Source organism: Pseudomonas sp. MNR3A (assembly GCF_009650575.1).
GTDB lineage: Bacteria > Pseudomonadota > Gammaproteobacteria > Pseudomonadales > Pseudomonadaceae > Aquipseudomonas > Aquipseudomonas machongensis.
The window spans coordinates 48,645-72,236 of the sequence record NZ_VZZS01000011.1 but is presented as its reverse complement, the minus strand read 5'-3'; the positions used below and the strand labels follow the sequence as shown (position 1 = coordinate 72,236).

Annotated in this window: 25 protein-coding genes, 1 tRNA gene and 2 pseudogenes; 16 read left to right on the top strand and 12 right to left on the bottom strand. The window is 64.0% G+C overall.

Features of this window, described 5'->3' with window-relative positions; translation table 11 throughout:
• The first annotated feature begins 84 nt into the window (after positions 1 to 84).
• The 15 genes from ruvA (at position 85) to F6X62_RS09785 (ending at position 11,919) form a co-directional block, all read left to right on the top strand.
• Positions 85 to 702, top strand: coding sequence for a Holliday junction branch migration protein RuvA (gene ruvA / locus F6X62_RS09855; RefSeq protein ID WP_063545876.1), 618 nt, complete (start codon positions 85 to 87; stop codon positions 700 to 702).
• The gene (gene ruvB, locus F6X62_RS09850) at positions 699 to 1,745 is read left to right on the top strand and encodes a Holliday junction branch migration DNA helicase RuvB (protein WP_054890998.1); all 1,047 of its coding nucleotides are present in this window, start codon (positions 699 to 701) and stop codon (positions 1,743 to 1,745) included. The genes ruvA and ruvB overlap by 4 nt, the downstream gene beginning before the upstream one ends.
• Positions 1,746 to 1,870: 125 nt before the next feature.
• Positions 1,871 to 2,323, top strand: coding sequence for a tol-pal system-associated acyl-CoA thioesterase (gene ybgC, locus F6X62_RS09845; protein ID WP_054890997.1), 453 nt, complete (start codon positions 1,871 to 1,873; stop codon positions 2,321 to 2,323).
• Positions 2,324 to 2,325: 2 nt separating this feature from the next.
• Complete coding sequence (gene tolQ / locus F6X62_RS09840; protein WP_054890996.1) at positions 2,326 to 3,021, top strand: protein TolQ; 696 nt, start codon at positions 2,326 to 2,328, stop codon at positions 3,019 to 3,021.
• Between the two features lie 14 nt (positions 3,022 to 3,035).
• On the top strand, positions 3,036 to 3,488 hold the full coding sequence (gene tolR, locus F6X62_RS09835; protein ID WP_054890995.1) for a protein TolR: 453 nt from the start codon (positions 3,036 to 3,038) through the stop codon (positions 3,486 to 3,488).
• Positions 3,488 to 4,555 carry a cell envelope integrity protein TolA gene (tolA, locus tag F6X62_RS09830; protein WP_054890994.1) on the top strand — a complete coding sequence of 356 codons (1,068 nt, stop codon included), beginning with the start codon at positions 3,488 to 3,490 and terminating at the stop codon, positions 4,553 to 4,555. The genes tolR and tolA overlap by 1 nt, the downstream gene beginning before the upstream one ends.
• A gap of 26 nt (positions 4,556 to 4,581) precedes the next feature.
• Complete coding sequence (tolB, locus tag F6X62_RS09825; RefSeq protein ID WP_054890993.1) at positions 4,582 to 5,853, top strand: Tol-Pal system beta propeller repeat protein TolB; 1,272 nt, start codon at positions 4,582 to 4,584, stop codon at positions 5,851 to 5,853.
• A gap of 53 nt (positions 5,854 to 5,906) precedes the next feature.
• Positions 5,907 to 6,404, top strand: a complete 498-nt coding sequence (gene pal / locus F6X62_RS09820) for a peptidoglycan-associated lipoprotein Pal (RefSeq protein ID WP_023381906.1) — start codon at positions 5,907 to 5,909, stop codon at positions 6,402 to 6,404.
• Between the two features lie 6 nt (positions 6,405 to 6,410).
• Positions 6,411 to 7,217 (top strand): tol-pal system protein YbgF, encoded by an 807-nt coding sequence (gene ybgF, locus F6X62_RS09815; RefSeq protein ID WP_063545875.1) that lies wholly within the window; start codon positions 6,411 to 6,413, stop codon positions 7,215 to 7,217.
• Between the two features lie 160 nt (positions 7,218 to 7,377).
• Entirely contained in the window at positions 7,378 to 8,025 is a 648-nt protein-coding gene (gene queE / locus F6X62_RS09810) for a 7-carboxy-7-deazaguanine synthase QueE (protein WP_153773378.1), read from the top strand.
• Between the two features lie 16 nt (positions 8,026 to 8,041).
• Positions 8,042 to 8,716: a 7-cyano-7-deazaguanine synthase QueC gene (queC, locus tag F6X62_RS09805; RefSeq protein ID WP_153773377.1), complete on the top strand. Its 675-nt coding sequence runs from the start codon at positions 8,042 to 8,044 to the stop codon at positions 8,714 to 8,716.
• Positions 8,717 to 8,776: 60 nt separating this feature from the next.
• Positions 8,777 to 8,852: transfer RNA gene (locus tag F6X62_RS09800), tRNA-Lys, on the top strand.
• Between the two features lie 214 nt (positions 8,853 to 9,066).
• Entirely contained in the window at positions 9,067 to 10,278 is a 1,212-nt protein-coding gene (locus F6X62_RS09795) for an N-acetylmuramoyl-L-alanine amidase (RefSeq protein WP_153773376.1), read from the top strand.
• A gap of 110 nt (positions 10,279 to 10,388) precedes the next feature.
• Positions 10,389 to 11,273 carry a glycosyltransferase family 2 protein gene (locus tag F6X62_RS09790; RefSeq protein ID WP_153773375.1) on the top strand — a complete coding sequence of 295 codons (885 nt, stop codon included), beginning with the start codon at positions 10,389 to 10,391 and terminating at the stop codon, positions 11,271 to 11,273.
• A 76-nt stretch (positions 11,274 to 11,349) separates the two neighbouring features.
• Positions 11,350 to 11,919: a CatB-related O-acetyltransferase gene (locus F6X62_RS09785; protein ID WP_054890988.1), complete on the top strand. Its 570-nt coding sequence runs from the start codon at positions 11,350 to 11,352 to the stop codon at positions 11,917 to 11,919.
• A gap of 7 nt (positions 11,920 to 11,926) precedes the next feature.
• Here F6X62_RS09785 and F6X62_RS09780 read toward each other — a convergent pair whose 3' ends face one another.
• The 10 genes from F6X62_RS09780 to F6X62_RS09735 form a co-directional block, all read right to left on the bottom strand.
• Positions 11,927 to 12,166, bottom strand: a complete 240-nt coding sequence (locus F6X62_RS09780; RefSeq protein WP_054890987.1) for a DUF1427 family protein — start codon at positions 12,164 to 12,166, stop codon at positions 11,927 to 11,929.
• A gap of 4 nt (positions 12,167 to 12,170) precedes the next feature.
• The gene (locus F6X62_RS09775; RefSeq protein WP_153773374.1) at positions 12,171 to 12,824 is read right to left on the bottom strand and encodes a hydrolase; all 654 of its coding nucleotides are present in this window, start codon (positions 12,822 to 12,824) and stop codon (positions 12,171 to 12,173) included.
• Positions 12,825 to 12,969: 145 nt separating this feature from the next.
• The gene (locus F6X62_RS09770; protein WP_153773373.1) at positions 12,970 to 13,887 is read right to left on the bottom strand and encodes a LysR family transcriptional regulator; all 918 of its coding nucleotides are present in this window, start codon (positions 13,885 to 13,887) and stop codon (positions 12,970 to 12,972) included.
• Positions 13,888 to 14,004: 117 nt separating this feature from the next.
• Complete coding sequence (locus F6X62_RS09765; protein ID WP_054890984.1) at positions 14,005 to 15,060, bottom strand: ABC transporter substrate-binding protein; 1,056 nt, start codon at positions 15,058 to 15,060, stop codon at positions 14,005 to 14,007.
• 16 nt (positions 15,061 to 15,076) lie between these two features.
• Positions 15,077 to 16,213, bottom strand: a complete 1,137-nt coding sequence (locus tag F6X62_RS09760) for an FAD-binding oxidoreductase (protein WP_153773372.1) — start codon at positions 16,211 to 16,213, stop codon at positions 15,077 to 15,079.
• Positions 16,210 to 17,565, bottom strand: a complete 1,356-nt coding sequence (locus F6X62_RS09755) for an NAD(P)/FAD-dependent oxidoreductase (protein WP_153773371.1) — start codon at positions 17,563 to 17,565, stop codon at positions 16,210 to 16,212. Before F6X62_RS09755 ends, F6X62_RS09760 begins: the two co-directional genes overlap by 4 nt.
• Positions 17,562 to 17,852, bottom strand: coding sequence for a (2Fe-2S)-binding protein (locus tag F6X62_RS09750; RefSeq protein ID WP_125931589.1), 291 nt, complete (start codon positions 17,850 to 17,852; stop codon positions 17,562 to 17,564). The genes F6X62_RS09755 and F6X62_RS09750 overlap by 4 nt, the downstream gene beginning before the upstream one ends.
• Before the next feature lies 1 nt (position 17,853).
• Positions 17,854 to 18,648: an ABC transporter permease gene (locus F6X62_RS09745; protein ID WP_054890980.1), complete on the bottom strand. Its 795-nt coding sequence runs from the start codon at positions 18,646 to 18,648 to the stop codon at positions 17,854 to 17,856.
• Between the two features lie 3 nt (positions 18,649 to 18,651).
• Positions 18,652 to 19,542 carry an ABC transporter permease gene (locus F6X62_RS09740; RefSeq protein WP_153773370.1) on the bottom strand — a complete coding sequence of 297 codons (891 nt, stop codon included), beginning with the start codon at positions 19,540 to 19,542 and terminating at the stop codon, positions 18,652 to 18,654.
• Positions 19,539 to 20,564 carry an ABC transporter ATP-binding protein gene (locus F6X62_RS09735; protein WP_153773369.1) on the bottom strand — a complete coding sequence of 342 codons (1,026 nt, stop codon included), beginning with the start codon at positions 20,562 to 20,564 and terminating at the stop codon, positions 19,539 to 19,541. The genes F6X62_RS09740 and F6X62_RS09735 overlap by 4 nt, the downstream gene beginning before the upstream one ends.
• Before the next feature lie 237 nt (positions 20,565 to 20,801).
• On the opposite strand from F6X62_RS09735, the gene F6X62_RS09730 reads away from it, so the two are divergent.
• Complete coding sequence (locus F6X62_RS09730; protein WP_153773368.1) at positions 20,802 to 21,626, top strand: IclR family transcriptional regulator; 825 nt, start codon at positions 20,802 to 20,804, stop codon at positions 21,624 to 21,626.
• 18 nt (positions 21,627 to 21,644) lie between these two features.
• Here the strand turns inward: F6X62_RS09730 and F6X62_RS25620 are convergent.
• Together F6X62_RS25620 and F6X62_RS25615 are read right to left on the bottom strand one after the other, a co-directional pair.
• Positions 21,645 to 22,157: pseudogene (locus F6X62_RS25620) on the bottom strand (methyl-accepting chemotaxis protein); the annotation flags it as partial.
• A gap of 345 nt (positions 22,158 to 22,502) precedes the next feature.
• Positions 22,503 to 23,552: pseudogene (locus F6X62_RS25615) on the bottom strand (HAMP domain-containing protein); the annotation flags it as partial.
• Positions 23,553 to 23,592 lie beyond the last annotated feature (40 nt).

The window sequence follows — 23,592 nt, the reverse complement described above, 5'->3', positions numbered from 1 at the left end:
TGTCCGGGTGACACGCTCACCCGCCGCATTTGCTGATAGGGTTGTCCGGTCTCCGACCAGACGCCCGAGAGAAAGGATCGGAACGTGATTGGACGTTTGCGTGGCACCCTGGCGGAAAAACAACCGCCGCACCTGATTATCGATGTCAATGGCCTGGGCTATGAGCTGGAGGTGCCGATGACGACGCTGTACCGCCTGCCCAAGGTCGGCGAAGCGGTGACGCTGCACACTCATCTGGTGGTGCGCGAAGACGCCCACCTGCTCTATGGCTTCTTCGAGAAGCGCGAGCGCGAGCTGTTCCGCGAGCTGATCCGTCTCAATGGCGTCGGCCCGAAGTTGGCTCTTGCGTTGATGTCGGGCCTCGAGGTCGATGAGCTGGTGCGCTGCGTGCAGGCCCAGGATGCGTCGGCTCTTGTGCGCGTACCCGGCGTCGGCAAGAAGACCGCCGAGCGCCTGCTGGTCGAGCTCAAGGACCGTTTCAAGGCCTGGGAAACCTCGCCTGCGATGTTCACCCTGGTGTCCGATGGGCCACTGCCGGTGGCCAGCACCTCCAGCGCCGAAGCCGATGCAGTCAGCGCCCTGATCTCGTTGGGCTACAAACCTCAGGAAGCCAGCAAGGCGGTGTCGGCGATCAAGGACAAGGCAAACATGACCAGCGAGGAACTGATTCGCCATAGCCTCAAAGGGATGATCGTCAAGTGATCGAAGCCGACCGCCTGATCGCCGCCAGCGGGCGCGACCGTGAAGAGGTTCAGGACCGTGCCATTCGTCCGTTGAGCTTGGACGAGTACATCGGCCAGCCGGTGGTGCGCGAGCAGATGGGCCTGTTCATCCAGGCCGCCCGCGGCCGCAACGAGTCCCTCGATCACACCTTGATCTTCGGTCCGCCCGGTCTGGGCAAGACCACCCTTGCCAATATCATCGCCCACGAGATGGGGGTTTCGGTCAAGAGCACTTCCGGCCCGATCCTCGAACGCCCGGGTGATCTGGCGGCAATGCTGACCAACCTCGAGCCGCACGACGTGCTGTTCATCGATGAAATCCACCGCCTGTCGCCTGTGGTCGAGGAAGTACTCTACCCGGCAATGGAGGACTTCCAGCTCGACATCATGATCGGTGAGGGGCCTGCCGCACGCTCGATCAAGCTCGACCTGCCGCCGTTCACCCTGGTCGGTGCGACCACCCGGGCCGGCATGCTCACCAACCCACTGCGTGATCGTTTCGGGATCGTCCAGCGCCTGGAGTTCTACAGCAACCAGGACCTGGCGACCATCGTCAGCCGGTCGGCGAACATTCTGGGGCTTGCCATCGAAGACAAGGGCGCTTTCGAGATCGCCCGTCGCGCCCGCGGTACGCCACGGATCGCCAACCGCCTGCTCCGCCGCGTGCGTGACTACGCCGAGGTACGTGCGAAGGGCCAGATCACCAAGGAAATCGCCGACAAGGCATTGAACCTTCTGGACGTCGACGAGCGCGGTTTCGACCATTCCGACCGGCGCCTGCTGTTGACCATGATCGAGAAGTTCGATGGCGGACCGGTAGGCGTGGACAACCTGGCGGCTGCGATCAGTGAAGAGCGGCACACCATCGAAGATGTCCTCGAACCGTACCTGATCCAGCAGGGCTACATCATGCGTACGCCGCGTGGCCGCGTGGTCACCCGGCACGCCTACCTGCATTTCGGCCTGAACATTCCGGGGCGCTTTGCCGAGGGCGGAGAATTTTCCGATCCTGACGATGAGTGACAGATCGAATCGGGGTTTTCGTGGTCCTAGCGCTGGCACTTTGCGACAGCGCTGGCAATACGACATTTCCCCTGAAAAAACAGTTGCCGGGGCGGATTGGCAAGCTGAGGAGTAAGCACTAGAGTATGCGCGCGCAAAATCGGCAGGACCCGTTCGCTCACCGTTGTCGCGTCTATTACGAGGATACTGACGCAGGCGGGGTGGTGTACTACGTCAACTACCTGAAATTCATGGAGCGTGCACGCACCGAGAGGTTGCGGCACCTGGGGTTCTCCCAGTCCGAGCTGGCGGAACAGAATCTATTGTTCGTCGTCCACTCCAGCGAGGCGCGCTACCACGCGCCGGCACGGTTGGACGATGCGTTGCGGGTAACCGCACAAGTACTTGAATTGAATCGCGCCAGCCTGCGCTTCGTGCAGCAGGTCTGGCGAGAAGCGGATGAAACACTGCTTTGCGAAGGGCAGTTCCTGGTGGCCGCCGTGCGCGCCGACACTTTCAAACCCCGGGCCATTCCCCCTGAACTGCGCGACGCTTTCATGGCGGACGGCACGGGTACTCAATCGAACGCAGGAGAATAAGCGTGGAAGCAAACGTCGTCGACCATACCTCCATGTGGAGCCTGGTCGCCAATGCCAGTGTGGTGGTTCAGCTGGTGATGCTGACTCTCGTGGCAGCCTCGGTGACCTCTTGGATCATGATCTTCCAGCGCAGCACCATGCTGCGCGCCGGTCGTCGTGCGCTGGACGCTTTCGAAGAGCGTTTCTGGTCGGGCATCGACCTATCCAAACTGTATCGCCAGGCCGGCAGCAACCCTGATCCGGATTCGGGTGTAGAGCAGGTCTTCCGCGCCGGCTTCAAGGAGTTTTCGCGCCTGCGCCAGCAGCCGGGCGTCGACCCTGATGCGGTCATGGAAGGGGTGGGGCGCGCCATGCGTGTAGCCATCTCCCGCGAGGAAGAGAAGCTCGAGCAGAGCCTGCCGTTCCTGGCCACCGTCGGTTCCACCAGCCCTTACATCGGCCTGTTCGGTACCGTATGGGGCATCATGAACTCCTTCCGCGGCCTGGCCAGCGCCCAGCAGGCCACCCTTGCCACCGTGGCACCCGGCATTGCCGAGGCACTGATCGCCACCGCGATCGGCCTGTTCGCCGCGATCCCGGCAGTCATCGCCTACAACCGCTTCGCTGCACGCAGCGAAACACTGATCGGTCGCTACTACACGTTCGCCGATGAGTTCCAGGCGATCCTGCACCGCAAAGTACACACCAGCGAAGAGTGATCAGGTAGACATCCATGGCCCGAGTTCGCCACAAACGCAAGCCGGTCGCCGAGATGAACGTGGTGCCCTACATCGACGTGATGCTGGTGCTGCTGGTCATCTTCATGGTGACCGCACCCATGCTCAACCAGGGCGTGAAGGTCGACCTGCCCAAGGTTTCCAGCGAAGCCTTGCCGCAGGACAACAACGTCCAGATCCTCACCATCTCGATCAAGGCCGACAAAACCTACTACTGGAACCTCGGTAGCGAAGTCGATACCGACAAACAGATGGACAAGGCGATGACCCTGCCGGAAATGACCAACGCGGTGACCAAGATCATCGCTGCCGGCCGCGACCAGGGCAAACAGACCCAGGTGTTCATCCGGGGTGACAAGGCCGTCGACTATGGCGCGGTCATGGGCGCCATGGGCGGGTTGCAGAAAGCCGGTGTCGGTAACGTTGGCCTGATTACCGAGGCGCCCTGATGCAACAGCGAGAGCCATCCGCCTCGGAAAGCTACTTCTGGCCCAGCGTCTGGGCCATTGGCCTGCATGTGCTGGTGTTCGGCCTGCTGTTCGTCAGCTTCGCCATGACGCCTGAACTGCCGCCGTCCAAGCCGATCGTCCAGGCTACGCTCTATCAGCTCAAGTCAAAGAGCCAGGCGACCACCCAGACCAATCAGAAGATTGCCGGGGAAGCCAAGAAAACGGCTTCACGCCAGACTGAAGTCGAGCAGATGGAGCAGAAGAAGGTCGAGCAGGAAGCTGTGAAGGCCGCGGAACAAAAGAAAGCCGACGCCGCTCAAAAGGCCGAGGAAGCTCGCGAGGCCGCCGAAGCCAAGAAAGCCGAGGACGCTGCCAAGGCTGCCGAGGCGAAAAAGGCCGCCGAGCAGAAGAAGGCCGAGGAAGCGAAGAAGCAGCAGGCTGACATCGCCAAGAAGAAGGCCGAAGACGAGGCCAAGAAACAGGCCGAGGAAGAAGCCAAGAAAGCTGCGGCCGAAGAGGCGAAGAAGAAAGCCGCCGAAGACGCCAAGAAAAAAGCAGCCGAGGACGCCAAGAAGAAAGCAGCGGCGGCCGAGGAAGCGAAGAAGAAGGCAGCCGAAGAGGCCAAGAAGAAGGCCGCTGCGGATGCACAGAAGAAAAAGGCACAGGATGCAGCCCGCAAGGCGGCTGAAGACAAGAAGGCTCAGGCTCTGGCCGAGTTGCTGTCCGACACCACCGAGCGTCAGCAGGCACTGGCCGACGAGCAAGGCGACCAGGTGGCGGGTGATTTCGACGACCTCATCCGCATGCGTGCGGCCGAAGGTTGGGCGCGTCCGCCATCCGCGCGCAAAGGCATGACGGTAGTCCTGCAGATCAACATGCTGCCGGACGGCACGATCACCAATGTGAGCGTGGCCAAGTCCAGTGGCGACGGTCCGTTCGACAGCTCGGCCGTGGCCGCGGTGAAGAACATTGGCCGGTTGACTGAAATGCAGGGCTTGAAGCCGAACGAGTTCAATCCGTATCGTTCGTTCAAGATGACATTTACACCTGAGGATCTAGCGTTGTGATTAAACGTCTGAGAGGACTGCTGGTCATGCTCTGCTGCGTGGCAGGCATGGCCGTGGCAGAGGAAAAGAACATCCTGGTCACCAGCGGCAGCGACCGGGCCACGCCCATTGCGGTAGTGCCGTTCGGTCTGCAGGGTGGCAGCGTGCTGCCGGAAGACATGGCCGACATCATCGGCAACGATCTGCGCAACTCCGGCTACTACGCGCCCATCCCGCGGCAGAACATGATCAGCCAGCCGACCCAGGCCAGCGAAGTCATCTTCCGCGACTGGAAAGCGCTGGGTGCCCAGTACGTGATGGTCGGTAGCATCGTGCCGTCCGGTGGTCGCCTGCAGATCAGCTACGCGCTGTTCAACGTTGCCACCGAGCAACAGGTGCTGACCGGCAGTGTCGGTGGTGGCGTCGATCAACTGCGCGACATGGCGCACTACATCGCCGACCAATCGTTCGAGAAGCTCACCGGTATCAAGGGTGCGTTCTCCACCCGCATGCTGTACGTGACCGCCGAGCGTTTCTCGACCAACAACACCCGCTACACCCTGCAGCGTTCCGACTACGACGGTGCCCGTGCAGTGACGCTGCTGCAGTCGCGCGAGCCCATCCTGTCGCCGCGTTTTGCGCCTGATGGCAAGCGTATCGCCTATGTTTCGTTCGAGCAGAAGCGTCCACGTATCTTCGTCCAGCACATTGACACCGGTCGCCGCGAGCAGATCACCAACTTCGAAGGCCTCAATGGTGCACCGGCCTGGTCGCCCGATGGCAATCGCCTGGCGTTCGTGCTGTCCAAGGACGGCAACCCGGACATCTATGTGATGAACATGGGGTCGCGTCAGATCAGCCGTGTCACTGCAGGCCCTGGTATCAATACCGAGCCGTTCTGGGGCAAGGATGGCAACACCCTGTACTTCACCTCCGACCGTGGTGGCAAGCCACAGATCTACAAGACGTCGGTGGGTGGCGGTGGCGCCGAGCGTGTCACCTTCGTTGGCAACTACAACGCCAACCCGAAACTGTCGGCGGATGAAAAGACCCTGGTAATGATTCATCGCCAGGAAGGTTTCACCAACTTCAAGGTGGCTGCCCAGGACTTGCAACGGGGAAGTGTAAAGATTCTTTCTGAAACGAGTCTTGATGAGTCTCCCACTGTTGCGCCTAACGGCACCATGCTAATCTACGCCACCCGCCAGCAGGGCCGGGGAGTCTTGATGCTCGTGTCGCTTAACGGCCGTGTGAGGCTCCCACTTCCTACCGCTCAAGGCGAAGTCAGAGAACCGTCCTGGTCCCCCTACCTGAACTGATTGCGGCGTAACAATTTTGCTTAACACACTGGGGTTTCATTAGGAGTTTCACGATGGAAATGCTGAAGTTTGGTAAATTCGCTGCGCTGGCTCTGGCCATGGCCGTAGCTGTAGGTTGCTCCTCCAAGGGCGGTGACAACGCTGGCGAAGGCGCTGTTGATCCGAACGCTGGCTACGGTGCAAACACCGGCGCTGTCGACGGTTCCCTGAGCGAAGAAGCCGCCCTGCGCGCAATCACCACCTTCTACTTCGAATACGACAGCTCGGATCTGAAGCCAGAAGCCATGCGCGCCCTGGACGTTCACGCCAAGGACCTGAAAGCCAACGGCAACCGCGTTGTTCTGGAAGGTAACACCGACGAGCGCGGTACCCGCGAGTACAACATGGCTCTGGGCGAGCGTCGTGCCAAGGCCGTTCAGCGCTACCTGGTTCTGCAGGGCGTTTCCCCTGCTCAGCTGGAACTGGTTTCCTACGGCGAAGAGCGTCCAGTTGCTACCGGCAACGACGAGCAGTCCTGGGCTCAGAACCGTCGCGTAGAACTGCGTAAGTAAGTTCTTATGCGTATGTGCCGTCGTGTTGTAACCGTCCTCGCCCTCAGCCTGCCGCTTTCTGCGTGGGCTGCGGTTCCTGTAGTTGATGACAACGGAGGCAGTTATCCGCCTTCGGGTTATGGCACGAGCGGCGCCTATGCCGGGGCAGGGGCTTCGGCCCCTGCTTCTGCACAGGGTCAGCTGTTCCTGCAGCTGCAACAGATGCAGGACCAGATTTCCCGTCAGCAAGGCATCATCGAAGAGCTGCAGAACGATGTGTCGCGCATGAAGCAGGAAAACCTGGAGCGATACCAGGATCTGGACCGCCGCATCAACAGTGGTGCCGCACCAGCCGCTACACCCGATAATTCCTCCACCGGTGGCGCATCCGACGCCGCAGGTGCCGCTGCAGGCGCAAGCGCTGCGCAGCAACCGGCTGCCAATGGCGAGCCGGCCGATCCGGCGAAAGAAAAGCTGTTCTACGATGCTGCTTTCGATCTGATCAAGCAGAAGGACTTCGACAAGGCCAGTCAGGCCTTCAGCGCCTTCCTGCGCAAGTATCCCAACAGCCAGTACGCCGGCAACGCGCAGTACTGGCTGGGTGAGGTCAACCTCGCCAAAGGCGACCTGCAAGGCGCCGGCCAGGCCTTCGCCAAGGTCAGCCAGTTGTACCCCAAGCACAGCAAGGTGCCTGACTCGCTGTACAAGTTGGCCGATGTCGAACGTCGCATGGGCCACACCGACAAGGTCAAGGGCATCCTGCAGCAAGTCATCACCCAGTACCCCGGCACCTCCGCCGCACAGCTGGCTCAGCGTGACCTGCAGAAGCTCTGAACTGCACCGCTTGAAAGAAACCCGCGCCTGGCGCGGGTTTTTTCGTTAGAATCTCTGCCCTTTTTTCGTAAACACGCTGTTGCGGATAACGCTATGTCGAGTCTGCAGCAGTGCCTGACGGAGGCGGTCAGCCTGTATAGCTGTCACGCCCGTGGCGACCATGCAAGACACATTACGTATCACCGAAGTCTTTTACTCGTTGCAGGGTGAAACGCGAACGGCTGGCTTGCCCACCGTGTTCGTGCGTTTGACCGGCTGCCCGCTGCGCTGCCAGTACTGCGACAGTGCCTATGCATTCAGTGGCGGCACACTGCGTACCCTCGACGACATTCTCGAGCAGGTCGCGGGTTTTCGTCCGCGCTATGTCTGCGTCACTGGGGGCGAACCGTTGGCTCAGCCCAACGCATTGCCTTTGCTTGAGCGCCTGTGCGATGCGGGCTACGAGGTTTCGCTGGAGACCAGCGGCGCGCTCGACATCTCGCGGGTGGACACGCGGGTCAGTCGCGTGGTCGACCTCAAGACCCCAGGTTCGGAAGAGGTTCACCGTAACCGCTACGAGAACATCGACCACCTGACGAGCAATGATCAGGTCAAGTTCGTCATATGCTCCCGCGAGGACTACGACTGGGCAGTGTCCAAGCTGATCCAGTACAACCTCGAAAGACGGGCAGGTGAAGTCCTGTTCTCGCCCAGCCACCATCAGGTGAGCGCCAGCGACCTGGCCGACTGGATCGTCGCCGACAACCTGCCCGTGCGTTTCCAGCTGCAACTGCACAAGTTGCTGTGGAACGACGAACCGGGCCGCTGATCAAGAGAGTGATGACATGACTGAAAAACGTGCGGTAATCCTGCTGTCTGGCGGCCTGGACTCGGCCACTGTGGTCGCCATGGCCAAGGCCGAGGGCTACAGTTGCTACACCATGAGCTTCGATTACGGCCAGCGCCACCGCGCCGAGCTCAACGCCGCTGCGCGGGTGGCTCGCGATCTGGGGGTGGTCGAGCACAAGGTCATTGGCTTGAACCTCGATGGTATTGGCGGTTCGGCCCTCACCGACAGCAGCATCGATGTGCCTGAAGCACCTACCGAGGGTATTCCGGTCACTTATGTACCGGCGCGCAACACCGTATTCCTGTCGTTGGCGCTGGGCTGGGCGGAAGTGCTGCACGCTCGTGACATCTTCATTGGCGTCAACGCTGTTGATTATTCGGGTTACCCCGATTGTCGCCCGGAGTTCGTCGAGGCCTTCGAGCGCATGGCCAACCTGGCTACCAAGGCGGGGGTGGAAGGGCAGGGGTTCCGCATCCAGGCGCCACTGCAGAACCTGAGCAAGGCGCAAATCGTCGAGGCCGGTATAGCCCGTGGGGTGGACTACAGTCTGACGGTTTCCTGCTATCAGGCAGATGATGATGGCCGCGCCTGTGGCAAATGCGACAGTTGCCGCCTGCGGGCAGAAGGCTTCAAGGCCGCAGGTGTGGCTGATCCGACACGCTATTTTTGAGAAATTTTCGATGGAGTGTTGATTTCCTCTGAGAAATCAGTAATATACGCGCCATCCAACGGGTCGTTAGCTCAGTTGGTAGAGCAGTTGGCTTTTAACCAATTGGTCGTAGGTTCGAATCCTACACGACCCACCATATTCACAGCGGTTCGCATGTATTGAACCACTGTACGAAAAGCCCGCCTTATGGCGGGCTTTTTCGTTTACGTCTCCGTGGTTCATGCCGGGTTCAACCAGCGTGTGCAGATCGTGGGAGCGTGACAACAAGCAAGCCTTGCAAATGACTTTAAAATGTTATGTTATAACTTTTATTGTAATCAGCTTTTTGTCGACACGAGTGCCCCTCCGCCATGGACAGACGCACCTTCCTGCAGCTGCTGTTTGCCGGCTGCACCTTGCCTGTCAGCCGCCTGGTGCTGGCAAATACCGCCGAGCAGGTTCGCGGTGCAGTATTGCGCCAGGCGGCAGAGGGCACGACCCTGCTGCTGGACCTCAGTGGCCCGGTAGCGGCCCGCACCTTCACCCTCGAAGCGCCGCCGCGGCTGGTTCTTGACCTGCAAGGCGCGGGGCTGGCGACTTCGCTTGATGGGCTGGCCCTCAAGGGCACGCCAATCAAGGCAATTCGCAGTGCAGCGACTGCAGACGGCGGCTTGCGCATTGTGCTGGACCTGCGCTCACCGGGGATTTCCGGCGAGTTGCAGACGCTCGCCCGCGGTCGGCAGTTGGCCCTGCGTCTTGGCGGATTGCCAGTTGCGGCCGCAGTGCCGACGGGCAAGGCTGTCGGGAATATGGCGCCGCCGCAGGGGCGTGACCTGCTGATCGTCATCGACGCCGGTCACGGCGGCAAGGATCCAGGTGCTGTCGGCAGTGGCGGCGAGCAGGAAAAGCTCGTCGCCTTGTCCATCGCCCGCCTGCTGGCGCGACGCATCGATGCGCAGAAGGGCTTCAAGGCGCGCCTGGTGCGCAATCAGGACGTGTTCATCCCGCTGCGCAAACGTGCCGAAATGGCCCAGCGGCTGAACGCCGACCTGTTCATTTCCGTGCATGCCGACGCCGCGCCGAGGCGCACCGCATCCGGTGCCTCGGTGTTCGCCCTGTCCGAGCATGGTGCCACCTCAACAGTGGCGCGCTGGATGGCACAACGCGAGAACGACGCCGATTTCGTCGGGGTGTCCAGCGTGTTGAAAAAGCCGCCCAAGGACCCGGTGGTGGCAGGCGTGCTGCTGGACATGTCGATGAACGCGACCATCTCCACCAGCCTGGACCTGGGGCATTTGGTGCTGGGCCAGCTGGAAGGCGTGGCCGGCCTGCACCAGGCCCGGGTGGAGCAGGCCGGTTTCGCGGTGCTCAAGTCGCCCAGCGTGCCTTCGATCCTGGTGGAGACTGGCTTCATGTCCAATGCCCGGGATTGCCAGCGGCTGCAGGATCCACGGCATCAGCGCAAGGTCGCCGAGGCGATTTTCGCCGGGCTCGACAAGCACTTTCGCAGGCGTGCACCCGATGGCAGCTACCTGGCCGCGCTTGCCGCGCATCGCCTAGCCGAGGCTGGCGTCCAAGGCTGAAGCTGGCCGCTTCGAGAACGCAGCGGGCTTGCGTATACTGTGCCGCTTCACGGTCCAGGGCTGAGCCTTGTGACCCGCTCACGCATCGCGCACAGAGGCTTGCCAGTACGATGACGCAAGGATGTACTTCCACCACCGAGGCTTCGGCACCGCTGATCTCGGTCGTCGCCCCCTGCTACAACGCCGAGAAGTACCTGGAGGCGGCCCTGGCGAGCATCTTTGCCCAGGACTACCCGAACTTCGAAGTCATCATCGTCGACGACGGCTCCAGCGACCGAAGCGTCGAGATGCTGCGCGCATTGCAATCGACCTACGATTTCACCCTGCTGACCCAGACCAACCAAGGGGTCAGCGGCGCGCTCAATACCGGTCTGCAGCATGCCCGCGGGGTCTATGTCTCGACCCCCGATCTCGACGACATCATGCTGCCGAACTCTCTCAGTGTTCGCGCCGCCTACCTGGATGCCCACCCGAAGGTCGGTTGTGTCGGTGCGTTGATCGTCTACATGGACACCGAAGGCTGTGACATCAAGACGCAGCAACGCACCGAGGTCAAGGTCTTCGATTTCGCCGAGATCCTGCGGGACGCAGTGGTGGTTGGCGCGCCAGGCTCGCTGTACCGGATGGAGGCGATGCGCGCGGCTGATTTCTACGATCCGGCCATCAAGGTCCAGGATTTCCAGATGACCTTGCGCATTGCCGCCCAGGGTTACGAGATCCACGAACTGCCGGTGTGCGTCACCCGCTACCGCCGCCACCCCAACAACCTGTCGCGCAAGTTCAAGGTGCTGCTGGAGGCCGATCTCAAGGCCATCGCGCCCTACCAGCAGTATCCGGGCTATGCCCGTGGGCGTTCGGTGCTGGTGCACAAGGCGCTCAAGTACGCCGTGGTTGCCGACAAGGCCTATGCCTGGGATCTGCTGCGCAGCATTCCCCTGCGCCACTACAACAAGACCACCCTCAAGCGCATCAAGCGCCTGATGTTCCACCGTTGATGCCGATCGAGGAGCGCCTGCCGTGAAATTTTTCAGGAACCTGGCCGAGCGCCGTGAACGCAAGCGTCTGCGGGCGATGGACAAGCTTGAGCGTGCGGCGGAGAAGATCCGCCTGCGCTATCCGCGTAGCACGGTCGGCGTGGGCAGCTACGGCATCCCCGAGGTCACCGATTTTGGTGATGATGCCGTCCTGCGCATCGGTAATTACACCTCCATCGCCGCAGGTGTTCAGGTGCTGTTGGGAGGCGAGCATCGAACCGACTGGCTGACCACCTATCCCTTTCCGGCAATGATCGACGGCCTGGAAGACATCAAGGATTACGCCCCCAGCAAGGGCGACGTGGTGATCGGCAGCGACTGCTGGATTTGCACCAACGCGGTGATCCTTTCCGGAGTCACCATCGGTCATGGCGCCATCGTTGCCGCCGGGGCGATGGTCACCCGCGATGTACCGCCGTTTGCCGTGGTCGGCGGCAACCCGTGCAAGTTCATCCGCTGGCGCTTCGACGAGCCGGTGCGCGAAGCCTTGCTGGAGGCGGCCTGGTGGGACTGGCCGATGGAAGAGGTCAAGCAGGTGGCGCGCATGCTCAGCAGCGCTGACCTGGACGCCTTCCTTGGCTACGCCAGAGCCCGTCAGGGCCGCTGACGCCTCGTCAGTCGGGCGGCAGGTCGCGCAGTTCTGCGGGGCGCCGTTGCTCGGTCGTTGTGGTCTGCTCGGCCGTGTGATCAATGCGCAGCAAGCGCTTGCCCAGCGGCAGCGCCTGCTCGCCGACCAACATTCCCAAAAGCCCGACCAACGCGATGACCGGCGGTGCAGGGGAGCGCACGCCGGTCAGCGAATAGATCAGGCCCACCACCACGCCGATGCCAAGCGATAGCAGATAGGGCTTCATCAGCTCACCCCTGGTGGGCGGCGAACATGCTCTTCACATACTGGATGCCGACCCCGAAGGCGCCGCCGTATTGGCGTGCAACGCCCGTGGTGAGGTCGTAGGTTTCAGTACGCGCCCAGTCACGCTGCAGCTCCAGCAGGTAGGTCAGGGCGGTGATCGGCCGGGCGCCGGCCTGGATCATGCGCTGCACGGCGCGCTCGTGGGCTTCGGCGGTGCAGTCGCCGCAGGCGTCGGTGACCACGTAGACCTCGAAGCCCTGTTCGAGCGCCGACAGTACCGGACCGTTGCAGCATACCGACGTCCATAGCCCGCAGATCACCAGGCGTGGCTTGCCCACGGCGTTGATCCGGGCGACGAACTGCTCGTCTTCCCAGGCGTTGGACGTGGTGCGGTCGATGATTGCAGCCTCCGGAAAGGCCCTGCTGACCTCCTCGAACAGCGGGCCGGCGAACGACTCGCGGGAAATCGTCGAGATGATCGTCGGTACGCCAAAGCCCTTGGCCGTTTCGGCGAGGATGCCGGTATTGGCGCGCAGGTTGGTGATGTCGATCGACTTGGTGTTGAAGGCCATCTGTGACTGGTGATCGATCAGCACCAGGGCGTGGTCATCGGGGCTGAGCAGTGAGCGGGCGGGCTTGGCGGTAGCGTTGATAGTCATGGCGGGATCCTTCTGGCAGCAGGCTGCATGAGTACGTCGAAAGATCGGGAGGGCAGGGCCCCCTCGACGCCAGCGAGTCTAGAGCGCCATCTGCGCGAGCAGTGTGCATGCATGCACGGACGCTCGCGCAAGGGTGCACGGGGCTTCAGTCGAATCGCCCGCAGCCTTCGATGAAATCGCGCCGGGCGATGATGGCCTCGGCGCAATGCTGCATGAACGCGTGCACCCTGCCGGACTTGCGGATATCGGGATGGGTGAGGATCCACAGCTCATCGTAGACCTCCGGCTGCACCGGGCTCAGGCGCACCAGACCTGGCTGCAGGTCGCCATGCATGCAGGGAAGAAGGCCCACACCGATTCCTGCCGCGATGGCCGCGGCGACGCCTGCGACCGAGTCGCTGCGGTAGATCACCTGCTCGGCGGCCACGGTCTGCTCGACGAAGTCGAACGCCCGCAGGCCCGACAATCCCTTGCCGTAGGAGACCCAGGGCATCCCCACCAGTTCACGAGCCTGCGGCATCGGCAGTGGCTGCACAGGTTTGCGGCCATAGACCGCCCAGGCAATGGTTGCGACCTTGCGCCCGAACAGGTTTTCCGGTGGTGCGAGGGTGGCGCGAAAGGCGATATCGGACTCGCCCCTGGCCAGGTTCAGCGCAGAGTTGCCGACGCTCACCTCGATGCGGATCTGTGGGTTGGCGGTCTGGAAGCGGGCGACGATGGGGGTGAGGAAGTCCAGCAGCAGCGCATCGCTGGTGGTCATGCGCAGCTCGCCTTTAAGTCCTTGGGCGTGACCAGAGACGCGGCGGGCGACGCTGAGAATCTCCAGCTCAAGACGGCCAGCCAGGGCCACCAGTTCGCTGCCGGCATCCGTTGCGACATAGCCGCTGCGACGGCGGTCGAACAGGCATACGCCCAGACAGGTTTCCAGCGCTGTCAGGTGTCTGGAGACAGTGGAGTGGTTGACCTGCAGGGCAGTGGCGGCGGCCACCAGGTTACCGTGATCGGCAATGGCCTTGACGATGCGCAGGTCATCCCAGCAAAGCGTTTGCAACGGGTCGTTCATGGGCTCTTTGGCTCGGCTGAGGCGGCTTTGCCCGCAGAGTAGGCCCAGGCCCGCTACCGGGCAAGCCTACCGGCGTTAGGTCAGCTCGGCTCCGCTCCGCCTGTATCCGCGCCCTGGTCAGCGTTCGATCGAGCGACTCCAGCGCGCGTTCCACTGTGGCCGCTGCTGGTTGACCTCGTCCCAGTTCACCACCACGGCGCTCTGCTGGTACTGCTGCATCGCTTCGACCTGGCCGCGCGTGCGTTCGGTGGTCGGGGTCGTGGGGTTGGACGGAATCTGGTCGCCTTCCTCCAGCGCCGGGGCCTGGGCCGCAGGCGTCAGCAGGTAGGCGGCGAGCTTCTGCGCCAGCTCCGGCTGGTCGTTGTTGGCTACCACGCATTCAGCGAAGTTCAGCACCACCGCCCCTTCCTTGGGCTGGGCGTAGGCCACCGGAATGCCCTTGGCCTGCAGGGTGGTGACCTGGGTGGGCGTCAGCGGGAACAGCGCAGCTTCGTCGGTCTGCACCATCTCGGAGATCTTCGCGGAGCTGGCGATGTACTCCAGCACGTTCGGCCCGACCTGTTTGGGCCAGGCCTTGAAGCCTGGTTCGACGTTGCTTTCGTCACCGCCCTGGAGGCGGTTGTACATCAGGAAGCCATGCAGGCCGAAGGTCGAGGAGGCCAGCGACTGGAACACCAGTTTGTCCTTGAAGCGCGGGTCTTGCAGGTCGCCCCACGAGGTTGGTGCGGCCCAGCCGTTCTTCTCGAACAGGCGAGTGTTGTAGGCCAGCCCCGTGACCCCGAGGCTGACAGCTACGGCTTCTTCCTTGATACGTGCCTTCTGCGGAATCTGCGACAAGGCCTCGCTGGGCTGCAGCTTGCTGCACAGCCCCATCGAGATGGCCCGGTACATGATGCCGTCGTCGAGCATCACCACATGCATCTGCGGCTTCTTGCTGTTGGCCTGGACCTTGGCCAGGTGGTCGGCCGAAGTGCCGGGCACGATCACCACCTTGACGTTGTTCGCCTGCTCGAAGGCCGGCAGCACCTTGTCGGCGTAGGTACGCTCCATGGTGCCGCCGTTCATGCCCAGGTACAGGGTCGGGGTGGCGGCCTGCAGCGTGGGGCTGGCGGCGAGCATAGCCAGTGACAGGCAGGACAAGCCGGTGCCGAGAATACGTTTGACGTGCTTCATGAAAGCGACCTTCCTCTTAGTGGTTACAGGCCAGGTCGTGACGGACCTGGAAACGACGGATGGAAAATGCCTCGATCGGCTGGCGGCTGGCGCCGTCGCAGACCAGCTCGGCCAGCGCCTCGCCGACTGCCGGGCCGATCTGGAAGCCTGCACCGGCAAAGCCGAAGCCATGCAGCAGACCGGGTTGGGTGGTGCTGGCGCCGATCACCGGCTCGTGGTCGGGCAGGTAGCCCTCGGTGCCGCTCCAGGTGCGGATCGCCTGGGCACCGGCCAGAAACGGGTAGAGTTCGACGGCGTTGCGCAGGATCGCCAGCACCGCCGATTGCCCTGGGCGGGCGCGGTAGGCGTCCAGGGCGAAGCCACGCCCACCACCGAGCACGCAATTGCCGCGGGCGACCTGGCGGGCATAGATGCCGCCGCCCTCGACACCGGTGCTGGCATTCATCACCCAGGGCAAGGGTTCGGTGACCAGCATCGCCGGGTGGCCAGACTCCATCGGTACCGGCTCGCCGAACTGCGCCGCCAGGTCGGCGGCCCAGGCACCGGCACAATTGAGTAGCCACGGCGCGCGCAGGCGCAGACCGCTCTGGGTGTGCATGATGAAGCGCTGGCCATCGTGCTCGACACGGCTGTCGCCGGCCTGCTCGATGACCCGTGCGCCTTTCTGGCGGGCGGCGCGGGCGAATGCGGGGGAGACCAGGCGCGGGTTGGCGTGGCCATCGTCGGCGCAGTACGAAGCGCCGACGGCGATCTCGCCGACCCAGGGGTAGCGGGCGCGCAAGGTGGTGCGGTCGAGTAGTTGCAGGTCCAGGCCGTGGTCGCGGCTGGCCGCTTCATAGCGTTGCAGCGCGACGAAGTCGGCCTCGCTGCGCGCCAGTTTCAGGTGCCCGGAGCGCAGGTACTCGCCATCGATGCCGATCAGCGCAGGCAGTTCGCCCCAGATCTGGTGTGCCCGCTGCGACAATGGCAATTGTGCCAGGCTGCGCCCCTGGCGGCGCACACCGCCGTAGTTGACGCCGCTGGACTGGGCGCCGCAGAAGCCGCGTTCCAGCAAGGTCAGCGAACGGCCACGTCGGGCCAGGGCAAGCGCTGCCGAGGCGCCAACGATACCGGCCCCCATGACGATCACCTCCGAGTCGATCCACGGGCTCATGCGTCATGCTCCACGCCGAAGGGCAGGGGTTTGATCGGTGCCTGGGCGCGCAGGCGGCCGACCTCGTGCAGGGCCTTGCCACTGCAACTGGCGATGATTTCCGCAGCTGCCGCGCCGCACATGCGGCCCTGGCAGCGGCCCATGCCGACCCGGCAGTGAGCCTTGACCCGGTTGATCTCCCAGTGGCCTTCGCCGACCACGGCGCGCAACTCACCGACGCTGATCTCTTCGCAGCGGCACACCACCAGATCGTCCGCTGCCTGCTCGGCCCAACGCTCGGGGAAGGGAAAGGCGGCTTCCAGCCCTTCACGGAAACGGCCAATGCGTGTCAGGCGTTTTTCCAGGGTGCGGCAGCGCTGGAGATCGACGCTTTGGCCGAGGTCCTGCAGCAGAGCCAGGGCGGCGCGTTCGCCTGCCATCTCGGCGGCGTCGGCGCCCATGATCCCGGCGCCGTCGCCGGCCAGGTAGACATCATGCTGGCTGCTGCGCCCGGCCTCGTCGCGGCGCGGCAACCAGGCGCGGTTGAGCGAATTCCAGTCGAATGCACAGCCGAGCAGGTCGGCCAGTTGCGTTTCGCTGCGCAGCGCATGGGCGAAGGCCAGCGCATCGCATTCGGTGTCATGAAGCTGGTCGCCCTTGCACCACAACGCCCGTTGCACCTGGTGCTCACCTTCGATGCGCTCCAGCGTCGCGCCGTGGTGCACCGGCACGCCATGGGCGGCGAGCCAGGCGCGGTAGTACAGGCCCTTGCCCAGGGTTGCCGGTTGCTCCAGCAGTTCAGGCAGGGCGCGGCACTGGGCGCTGAAGGGCGCGCTGTCGAGGACACCGAGTACCTTGGCGCCGGCCTTGGCGTACTGGTAGGCCACCAGGTAAAGCAATGGCCCGCTGCCGCAAAACAGCACGCGCTCGCCAATGGCGCAGCCCTGATGCTTGAGTGCGATCTGCGCAGCTCCCAGGGTGTAGACCCCAGGCAGCGTCCAGCCCGGCACTGGCAGCACCCGGTCGGTGGCGCCGGTGGCGATGATCAGGCGCTGGTAGGGCAGGTGTGCGGCATGGCCGTCGCGCAGGGTGTCCAGGGCGCCGTGTTCGGCGTTCCACACCAGGGTGCCGGGGCGATAGTCGATGTGCCCGGCGAGCTGGTCGAGGGTCTGGTGCAGCGCGCTGGCCTTGCGAGCCTCGAAGCCGTAGAGCTGGCGCGCCTGTCGCGTGAAGTTGGCCGGTTGGCGACGATAGATCTGCCCGCCGCCCTGGCTGGCTTCGTCGATCAGAACCGGACGCACACCGTGCTCCACCAGCGTCTGCGCGGCACGGATCCCGGCGGGGCCGGCTCCGACGATCACTACGGCGCTCATGGCCGGCGCCCCGGTTCGCGCAGCACCTGCTGTCCGGCTTCCAGCGCGGTGGCGCAGGCACGGACGCGGCGGCCATCACCCAACCGCACCCAGCAATCCTGGCAGGCACCCATCAGGCAGAACCCGGCGCGGGGCTCGGCGCTGAAGTCGCTGCCGCGCAGGTGCGTTCCACTGGTCAGCACGGCGGTCAGCAGGGTGTCGCCGAGCAAGCCTCTGGCCGGCTCGCCGTCGAGGGTGAATTCCAGCACCGGGCGCTGGCGCTCGGCGAGGCGTTTGAACAAGGCCATGTCAGTGCTTCCCTACCAGGACCCGATCCAGGCCATAGACCCGGTCGAGCAGAATCATGGTCACCGCCGTCAGGGCGATCACCAGGGCCGACACCGCAGCCATCATCGGATCGATGGATTCGGTGGCGTAGACGTACATCTTCACCGGCAGGGTCTGGGTGGCCGGGGAGGTGACGAAGATCGACAGCGTCACCTCATCGAAGCTGTTGATGAACGCCAGCAGCCAGCCGCCGGCGATACCGGGCAGGATCATCGGCAGGGTGATCTTGCGAAACAGCGTGAAGCGGCTCGCACCCAGCGACTCGGCGGCCTGCTCGGCGCTGCGGTCGACGCCGATGGCGGCGGCGATCACCAGGCGCAGTACATACGGGGTGATCACCACCGTGTGCGCCAGCACCAGCCAGGTGAAGCTGCCGTTGACCCCGAGCAGGGCGAACAGGCGCAGCAGCGCCACCCCCAGCACCAGGTGCGGAATGATGATCGGCGACAGGAACAGCACGTTGAGAAAGTCGCGCCCCGGGAACTGCAGGCGCGTGATTGCAAGCCCTGCCGGCACCGCGATCAGCGTCGCCAGGCTGGCGGCAAGAAACGCCAGTTGCAGGCTGTTGTTGAAGGCTTCGAGGAAGTCGGCGCGCTCGAACACCGCTTCGAACCAGCGCAGCGAGAACCCCGCCGTGGGCAGGCTCAAGGTGTTTTCCGGAGTGAATGCCACCAGGCACACCACCACCAGCGGTGCGAGCATGAAGACCACCACCAGGCTGTGGAAGGTCAGGGCCAGAGGACCGTTCTTGGACATGAGTTACCCCAGCGATTTCTTGTAGCGGCGTTCGATCATGCGGTTCCACGACAGCATGATCAGCAGGTTGACCAGCAGCAGGGCGATGGCGATGGCCGCGCCCATGGGCCAGTTCAGGTCGGCCAGGTACTGGTCGTAGACCAGCGTGGCGACCATCTTCAGTCGACGTCCGCCGAGCAGGCCGGGGATGGCGAAGGAGCTGGCGGCCAGGCCGAAGACGATCAGCGTGCCGGACAGCACCCCTGGCATCACCTGCGGCAGCACCACCAGGCGCATGACCTTGGCCTGGCTGGCCCCAAGTGACAGCGCGGCCTGTTCGGCGGCCGGGTCGAGCTTCTGCAGGCTGGTCCAGACCGGGATGATCATGAACGGCAGCATCACGTGGACCAGCGCGACGATCACCGCGAACGGGGTGTACAACAGCTTCATCGGCGCGCCACCCAGGGCCTGGATGGCGTGGTTGACCAGCCCATCGGCGCCCAGCAACAGGCTCCAGCCGAAGGCACGCACCACCACCGAGATCAGCAGCGGGGTGAGGATCACCACCAGGAAGATCGAGCGCCACGGGCTGCCCATGCGGCTGAGGATGTAGGCCTCGGGTACACCGATCACCACGCACAGCAGGGTGACCAGGGCGCTGATCCAGAAGGTGCGCCAGAAGATTTCGAGGAAATAGCTGTCGCCGAGCAGCGCCAGGTAGTGCTCGAAGGTCCAGTGGTCGGCACGGATGCCGACTTCGTAGTCGAACACATTGAACGACAGCACCAGGGTCAGCAGCAGCGGCACGATCAGCAGTGCGGCGAACAGTGCCAGCGCTGGTGTCGACAGCCAATAGCCGCGCAGGTCACGGTGTTGCCTGGCGCAGGTGGCGGGGGCAGGCACGGCGCTGTTCATGCGCTCACCTCGTCGGCGGCGAGCACCCGCAGCAGCTCGGGCTGCCAGTCCAGGCCGACATCGACACCTTCGCCGAGCGGGGCGCTGCCATCGTTGCGCCGCACCACGGTCAGCTCGCCCAGCGGTGTGCCGATGCGGTACAGCCATTGGCTGCCAAGGAAGTAGCGGGTCAGGATGCGGCCCTGCAGGCGACCGACGCCGTTGTCGAGCAGGTCGATCTTTTCCGGGCGCAGGCTCAGGGTCAGGCTGGCGTCGCGGCAGTGGTGCACCTGCGGCAGGCCTGCGCCGTCCAGCTCGCCGGGCAACAGGTTGGCCTTGCCGACGAAGTCGGAGATGAAGCGGGTGCGCGGGTGTTCGTAGAGGCGATATGGCTCGTCGACCTGGGTGACGCGTCCGGCCTGCATCACCACCACGCGGTCGCTGATCGACAGGGCTTCGGCCTGGTCGTGGGTGACCATCAGCGTGGTGATGCCGACTTCGCTCTGGATCCTGCGGATCTCGAACTGCATCTCCTCGCGCAGGTTGGCGTCGAGGTTCGACAGTGGCTCGTCGAGCAGCAGCACCGGTGGCTCGATCACCAGCGCCCGGGCCAGGGCCACGCGCTGGCGCTGGCCACCGGACAGCTCGCGTGGGTAGCGTTCGGCGTGCCGGTCCAGGCGCACCAGTGTCAGTACCTCGGTCACCTTGCGGCGAATCTCGGCTTCAGGCTGCTTGCGCATGCGCAGGCCGAAGGCGACGTTGTCGGCCACGGTCATGTGCGGGAACAGGGCGTAGCTCTGGAACACCACGCCCAGGCCACGACTGCTGGGCTTGGCGTGGGTGATGTCGCGCCCGTCGAGCAGGATGCGGCCGCTGCTGACGTCGACGAAGCCGGCGATCATCTGCAGGGTGGTGGTCTTGCCGCAGCCTGAAGGCCCGAGCAAGGAAACGAACTCGCCTTGTTCGATGGCGAGGTTGGTGGCGACCACGGCGTCGATCGCGCCGTAGCGTTTGCAAAGATTGTCCAGCTGCAGAAAGGCCATGACTGCGTTCCACCTGTCTTTTGTCGCGTGTCGGGCACGCTTGTTGTTGGGGCAGATGCAAGGAGGCAAATCGAGGACCGATGAATACTCACAAGGCCACCGGTGTGTTGTTCGATTTGTCCCGGTGGACGCAGAGTAGGCGCAAGCCTAGGATGGCCTCAATGGCGAATTTCACTGAGTCGAGCACTATTTTCAGTTTTATTCATTCAATGAAATTCTGATGAGGAAAAGCGCAAGTTGAATTCCGATAAGCGAAATCAGGAAGAACCAGGGGTCAGTGTGGTCTCGCGCTTGTTCGCGGTGCTGCGGGTATTGGGCGAGGCACCGGTGGAGGGCATGCGGGTGATCGAGCTGGCCGAGCAGGTGGGCCTGTCCCAGCCAACCGTGCACCGGCTGGTGCGCAGCCTGGTGGATGAAGGCATGGTCGAGCAGGAGGCGCGCAGCAAGCGTTATCGCCTGAGCCTGGCGTTCTTTGCCCTGGCGGCGCGGGCAGGCAACAGCGGTAACCTGCGCGATCTGGTGCGACCCAGCTTGCTGCGCCTGTCGGCTTCGCTGGGTGACTCGCTGTTTCTGCTGGCGCGCAGCGGCTTCGATGCGGTGTGCCTGGATCGCAGCGAAGGGCCGTATCCGATCCGTACCTTCACCAGCGATATCGGTGGGCGTGTGGCATTGGGCGTGGGGCAGGGGAGCCTGGCGATCCTGGCGTTCCTGCCGGAGGAGGAGCGCGAGGCGGTGATTCGCAACAACCTGCCGCGGCTACGGGATTTCCACCTGTACGACGAGGTGTTCCTGCGCGCGGAGGTGGAGAACGTGCGGCGCCAGGGGTATGCCGCGCGCAACACCGGCGTGTTGCCAGGCATGGCCGGGCTGGCGGTGCCGATCCTAGATGGCAATGGCCATGCCGTGGCGGCGTTGAGCGTGGCGACCATCAGCGACCGGCTGGGGCCGGAGCGCCTGCCGATGGTGGTCGAGTTGCTCAAGCGCGAAACGGCGGCGATCGGGCCGAGGATCAATCCGTTCGACCCGACCTTGCGCCATCCTTCGCGGGTGTTCGGTGAGTGAACACCGCAGTACCGCCGATCAGGTCCTGAACTGCTCCATCAGTGCCTGCTGCTGATTGGCCAGGCGGTTCAGCGCCTGGCTGATCCGCGCCGACTCTTCGGCCTGCCCTGACAACGACTCGGTCACATCACGAATACCTGCGACGTTGCGGTTCACCTCCTCGGCCACCGCGCTCTGTTCCTCGGCAGCCGACGCGATCTGCAGGTTCATGTCGCTGATCACCGCCACGGCCTCGCCGATCCGTTGCAGGGCCGGGAGCGCCTGGTCCATGCGCTGGGCATTGTCCTGGGCCTGGCGTTGGCCGGCCTGCATGGCATCGACCACATCCCGCGTGCCTTGCTGCAAGCCTTCGATCACCACGCGGATCTCCTCCACCGACACCTGGGTGCGCTGGGCCAGGTTGCGCACCTCGTCGGCGACCACGGCAAAACCGCGCCCGGCTTCGCCTGCACGGGCGGCCTCGATGGCGGCGTTGAGCGCCAGCAGGTTGGTCTGCTCGGCAATCGCGCGGATCACCTCCAGTACAGAGCCGATCTGCTCACTGCGTCCGGCCAGTGAACGGGCTTCGTCCATGGCCGCATCCATGCCCGCGGCCAGGTTGGCGATGGTCTGGCGGGTGCTGGCGATCAGTCGCAGGCCCTCCTGGCTGGCCTGGTCGGCGCCGCGCGCGGCTTCGGCGGCCTGCGAGGCGTTGTGGGCGACATCCTGCGCCGTGGCGCTCATCTCGTTGGCGGCGGTGGCCACCTGCTCGATCTCGCGATGTTGCAACTGCATGCCGGCACTGGTCTGGCTGGCGATGGCGGCCGACTGGTCAGCCGTGCCGCGTGCTTCGTGCAGCGACGCCTTGACCTGGGCGATCACCGGCTGGAGCTTGTCGAGGAAGCGGTTGAACCAGCCTGTCAGTTGGCCCAGTTCGTCGTCGCGGGCGTAGTCCAGGCGACGGGTCAGATCGCCCTCGCCGCTGGCGATATCGCGCAAGCGTTCGGCCACGGCAAGGATCGGCCGTGTTACGCCGCGCGCGGTCAGCCACACCAGCAGCAGGCCAAACACGGCGGCGACCAGGCCGATCAGCAGGCTGCTGAGGTTTGCCTGCTGGTTGTGTGCGTCCAGGCGCTGGTTGACCGCCACGGCAGGGGCGCGCAGCACCGCTTCCGGCACTTCCAGCAGCACCTGCCATGGCGCGGCGTCGGGGATCGGTGCGAACGGGTGGGCAACGCGCAGCATCCCGCCTTCCTGGCGCTCGACCGGCTGGCCGGCACGCATCGGTGCCAGCAGTTCGCGTACCGCCTCACCCAGCGCCTGCTCCAGGGGCTTGCTCAACTGGCTGGCGTCCTGGCTGTGTCCGGCCAGCAGGCCGACGGGGCTGACGATGCTGACCTGGCCCTGGCCTTCGAACAGCTCCTGGCGCCCGGCCAGGCTCAGTTGCTGCAGGTTGTCCAGGCCAATGTCCAGGCCAAGCACGCCGATCACCTTGCCGTTTTCCAGCAATGGCAGCGCGATGCTGGTCATCAGTACCTGACGGCCGTTGACTTCGTCGAAGTACGGGTCGAGCACACAGGCCTTGGCCGTTTCCAGCGGGCAGGTCAGCCAGCGGTTGTAGGCTGAGCCGTTGGCGCCGATGCTGGAGTCGGCCAGCATCGATTCGGGCATCGCTTCGGAGGCGACCTCGCCGGAGTCTTCGCGTGACCAGTACAGCGAGAAGCGCCCTTGCTCGTTGCTGCCCAACTCGGCCTGCCCCCTGAAACGCGCGTCCTGATGCTCCAGAGCGTCCGGTTGAAATACCAGGTAGAGGCCGATCAGGTCGGGGTTGCCTGCCAGTGCGGCACCGGCTTCCTTGACCAGGTCGCTGCGCAATTGGTCACCGCCGCGTGGCCTGAGCACCTGCACCAGGCGGGCGAAACCGTTGCCGTACTGATAGGCGTCCATAAAATAGCGCTGGATGCGCAGCGACTGGGTCTCGGCGTGG

Coding starts and splice junctions, on each gene's coding strand:
- F6X62_RS09780 (WP_054890987.1), bottom strand. CDS start 12,166: ATGAAGCCCTATCTGCTATCGCTTGGCATCGGCGTGGTGGTGGGCCTG.
- F6X62_RS09750 (WP_125931589.1), bottom strand. CDS start 17,852: ATGGCCTTGTTCAAACGCCTCGCCGAGCGCCAGCGCCCGGTGCTGGAA.
- pal (WP_023381906.1), top strand. CDS start 5,907: ATGGAAATGCTGAAGTTTGGTAAATTCGCTGCGCTGGCTCTGGCCATG.
- F6X62_RS09740 (WP_153773370.1), bottom strand. CDS start 19,542: ATGAACAGCGCCGTGCCTGCCCCCGCCACCTGCGCCAGGCAACACCGT.
- ybgC (WP_054890997.1), top strand. CDS start 1,871: ATGCGCGCGCAAAATCGGCAGGACCCGTTCGCTCACCGTTGTCGCGTC.
- tolR (WP_054890995.1), top strand. CDS start 3,036: ATGGCCCGAGTTCGCCACAAACGCAAGCCGGTCGCCGAGATGAACGTG.
- tolB (WP_054890993.1), top strand. CDS start 4,582: ATGCTCTGCTGCGTGGCAGGCATGGCCGTGGCAGAGGAAAAGAACATC.
- queE (WP_153773378.1), top strand. CDS start 7,378: ATGCAAGACACATTACGTATCACCGAAGTCTTTTACTCGTTGCAGGGT.
- F6X62_RS09775 (WP_153773374.1), bottom strand. CDS start 12,824: ATGACTATCAACGCTACCGCCAAGCCCGCCCGCTCACTGCTCAGCCCC.
- queC (WP_153773377.1), top strand. CDS start 8,042: ATGACTGAAAAACGTGCGGTAATCCTGCTGTCTGGCGGCCTGGACTCG.
- F6X62_RS09795 (WP_153773376.1), top strand. CDS start 9,067: ATGGACAGACGCACCTTCCTGCAGCTGCTGTTTGCCGGCTGCACCTTG.
- F6X62_RS09745 (WP_054890980.1), bottom strand. CDS start 18,648: ATGTCCAAGAACGGTCCTCTGGCCCTGACCTTCCACAGCCTGGTGGTG.
- F6X62_RS09790 (WP_153773375.1), top strand. CDS start 10,389: ATGACGCAAGGATGTACTTCCACCACCGAGGCTTCGGCACCGCTGATC.
- tolA (WP_054890994.1), top strand. CDS start 3,488: ATGCAACAGCGAGAGCCATCCGCCTCGGAAAGCTACTTCTGGCCCAGC.
- F6X62_RS09770 (WP_153773373.1), bottom strand. CDS start 13,887: ATGAACGACCCGTTGCAAACGCTTTGCTGGGATGACCTGCGCATCGTC.
- F6X62_RS09735 (WP_153773369.1), bottom strand. CDS start 20,564: ATGGCCTTTCTGCAGCTGGACAATCTTTGCAAACGCTACGGCGCGATC.
- F6X62_RS09755 (WP_153773371.1), bottom strand. CDS start 17,565: ATGAGCGCCGTAGTGATCGTCGGAGCCGGCCCCGCCGGGATCCGTGCC.
- ybgF (WP_063545875.1), top strand. CDS start 6,411: ATGCGTATGTGCCGTCGTGTTGTAACCGTCCTCGCCCTCAGCCTGCCG.
- F6X62_RS09760 (WP_153773372.1), bottom strand. CDS start 16,213: ATGAGCCCGTGGATCGACTCGGAGGTGATCGTCATGGGGGCCGGTATC.
- F6X62_RS09785 (WP_054890988.1), top strand. CDS start 11,350: ATGGACAAGCTTGAGCGTGCGGCGGAGAAGATCCGCCTGCGCTATCCG.
- F6X62_RS09765 (WP_054890984.1), bottom strand. CDS start 15,060: ATGAAGCACGTCAAACGTATTCTCGGCACCGGCTTGTCCTGCCTGTCA.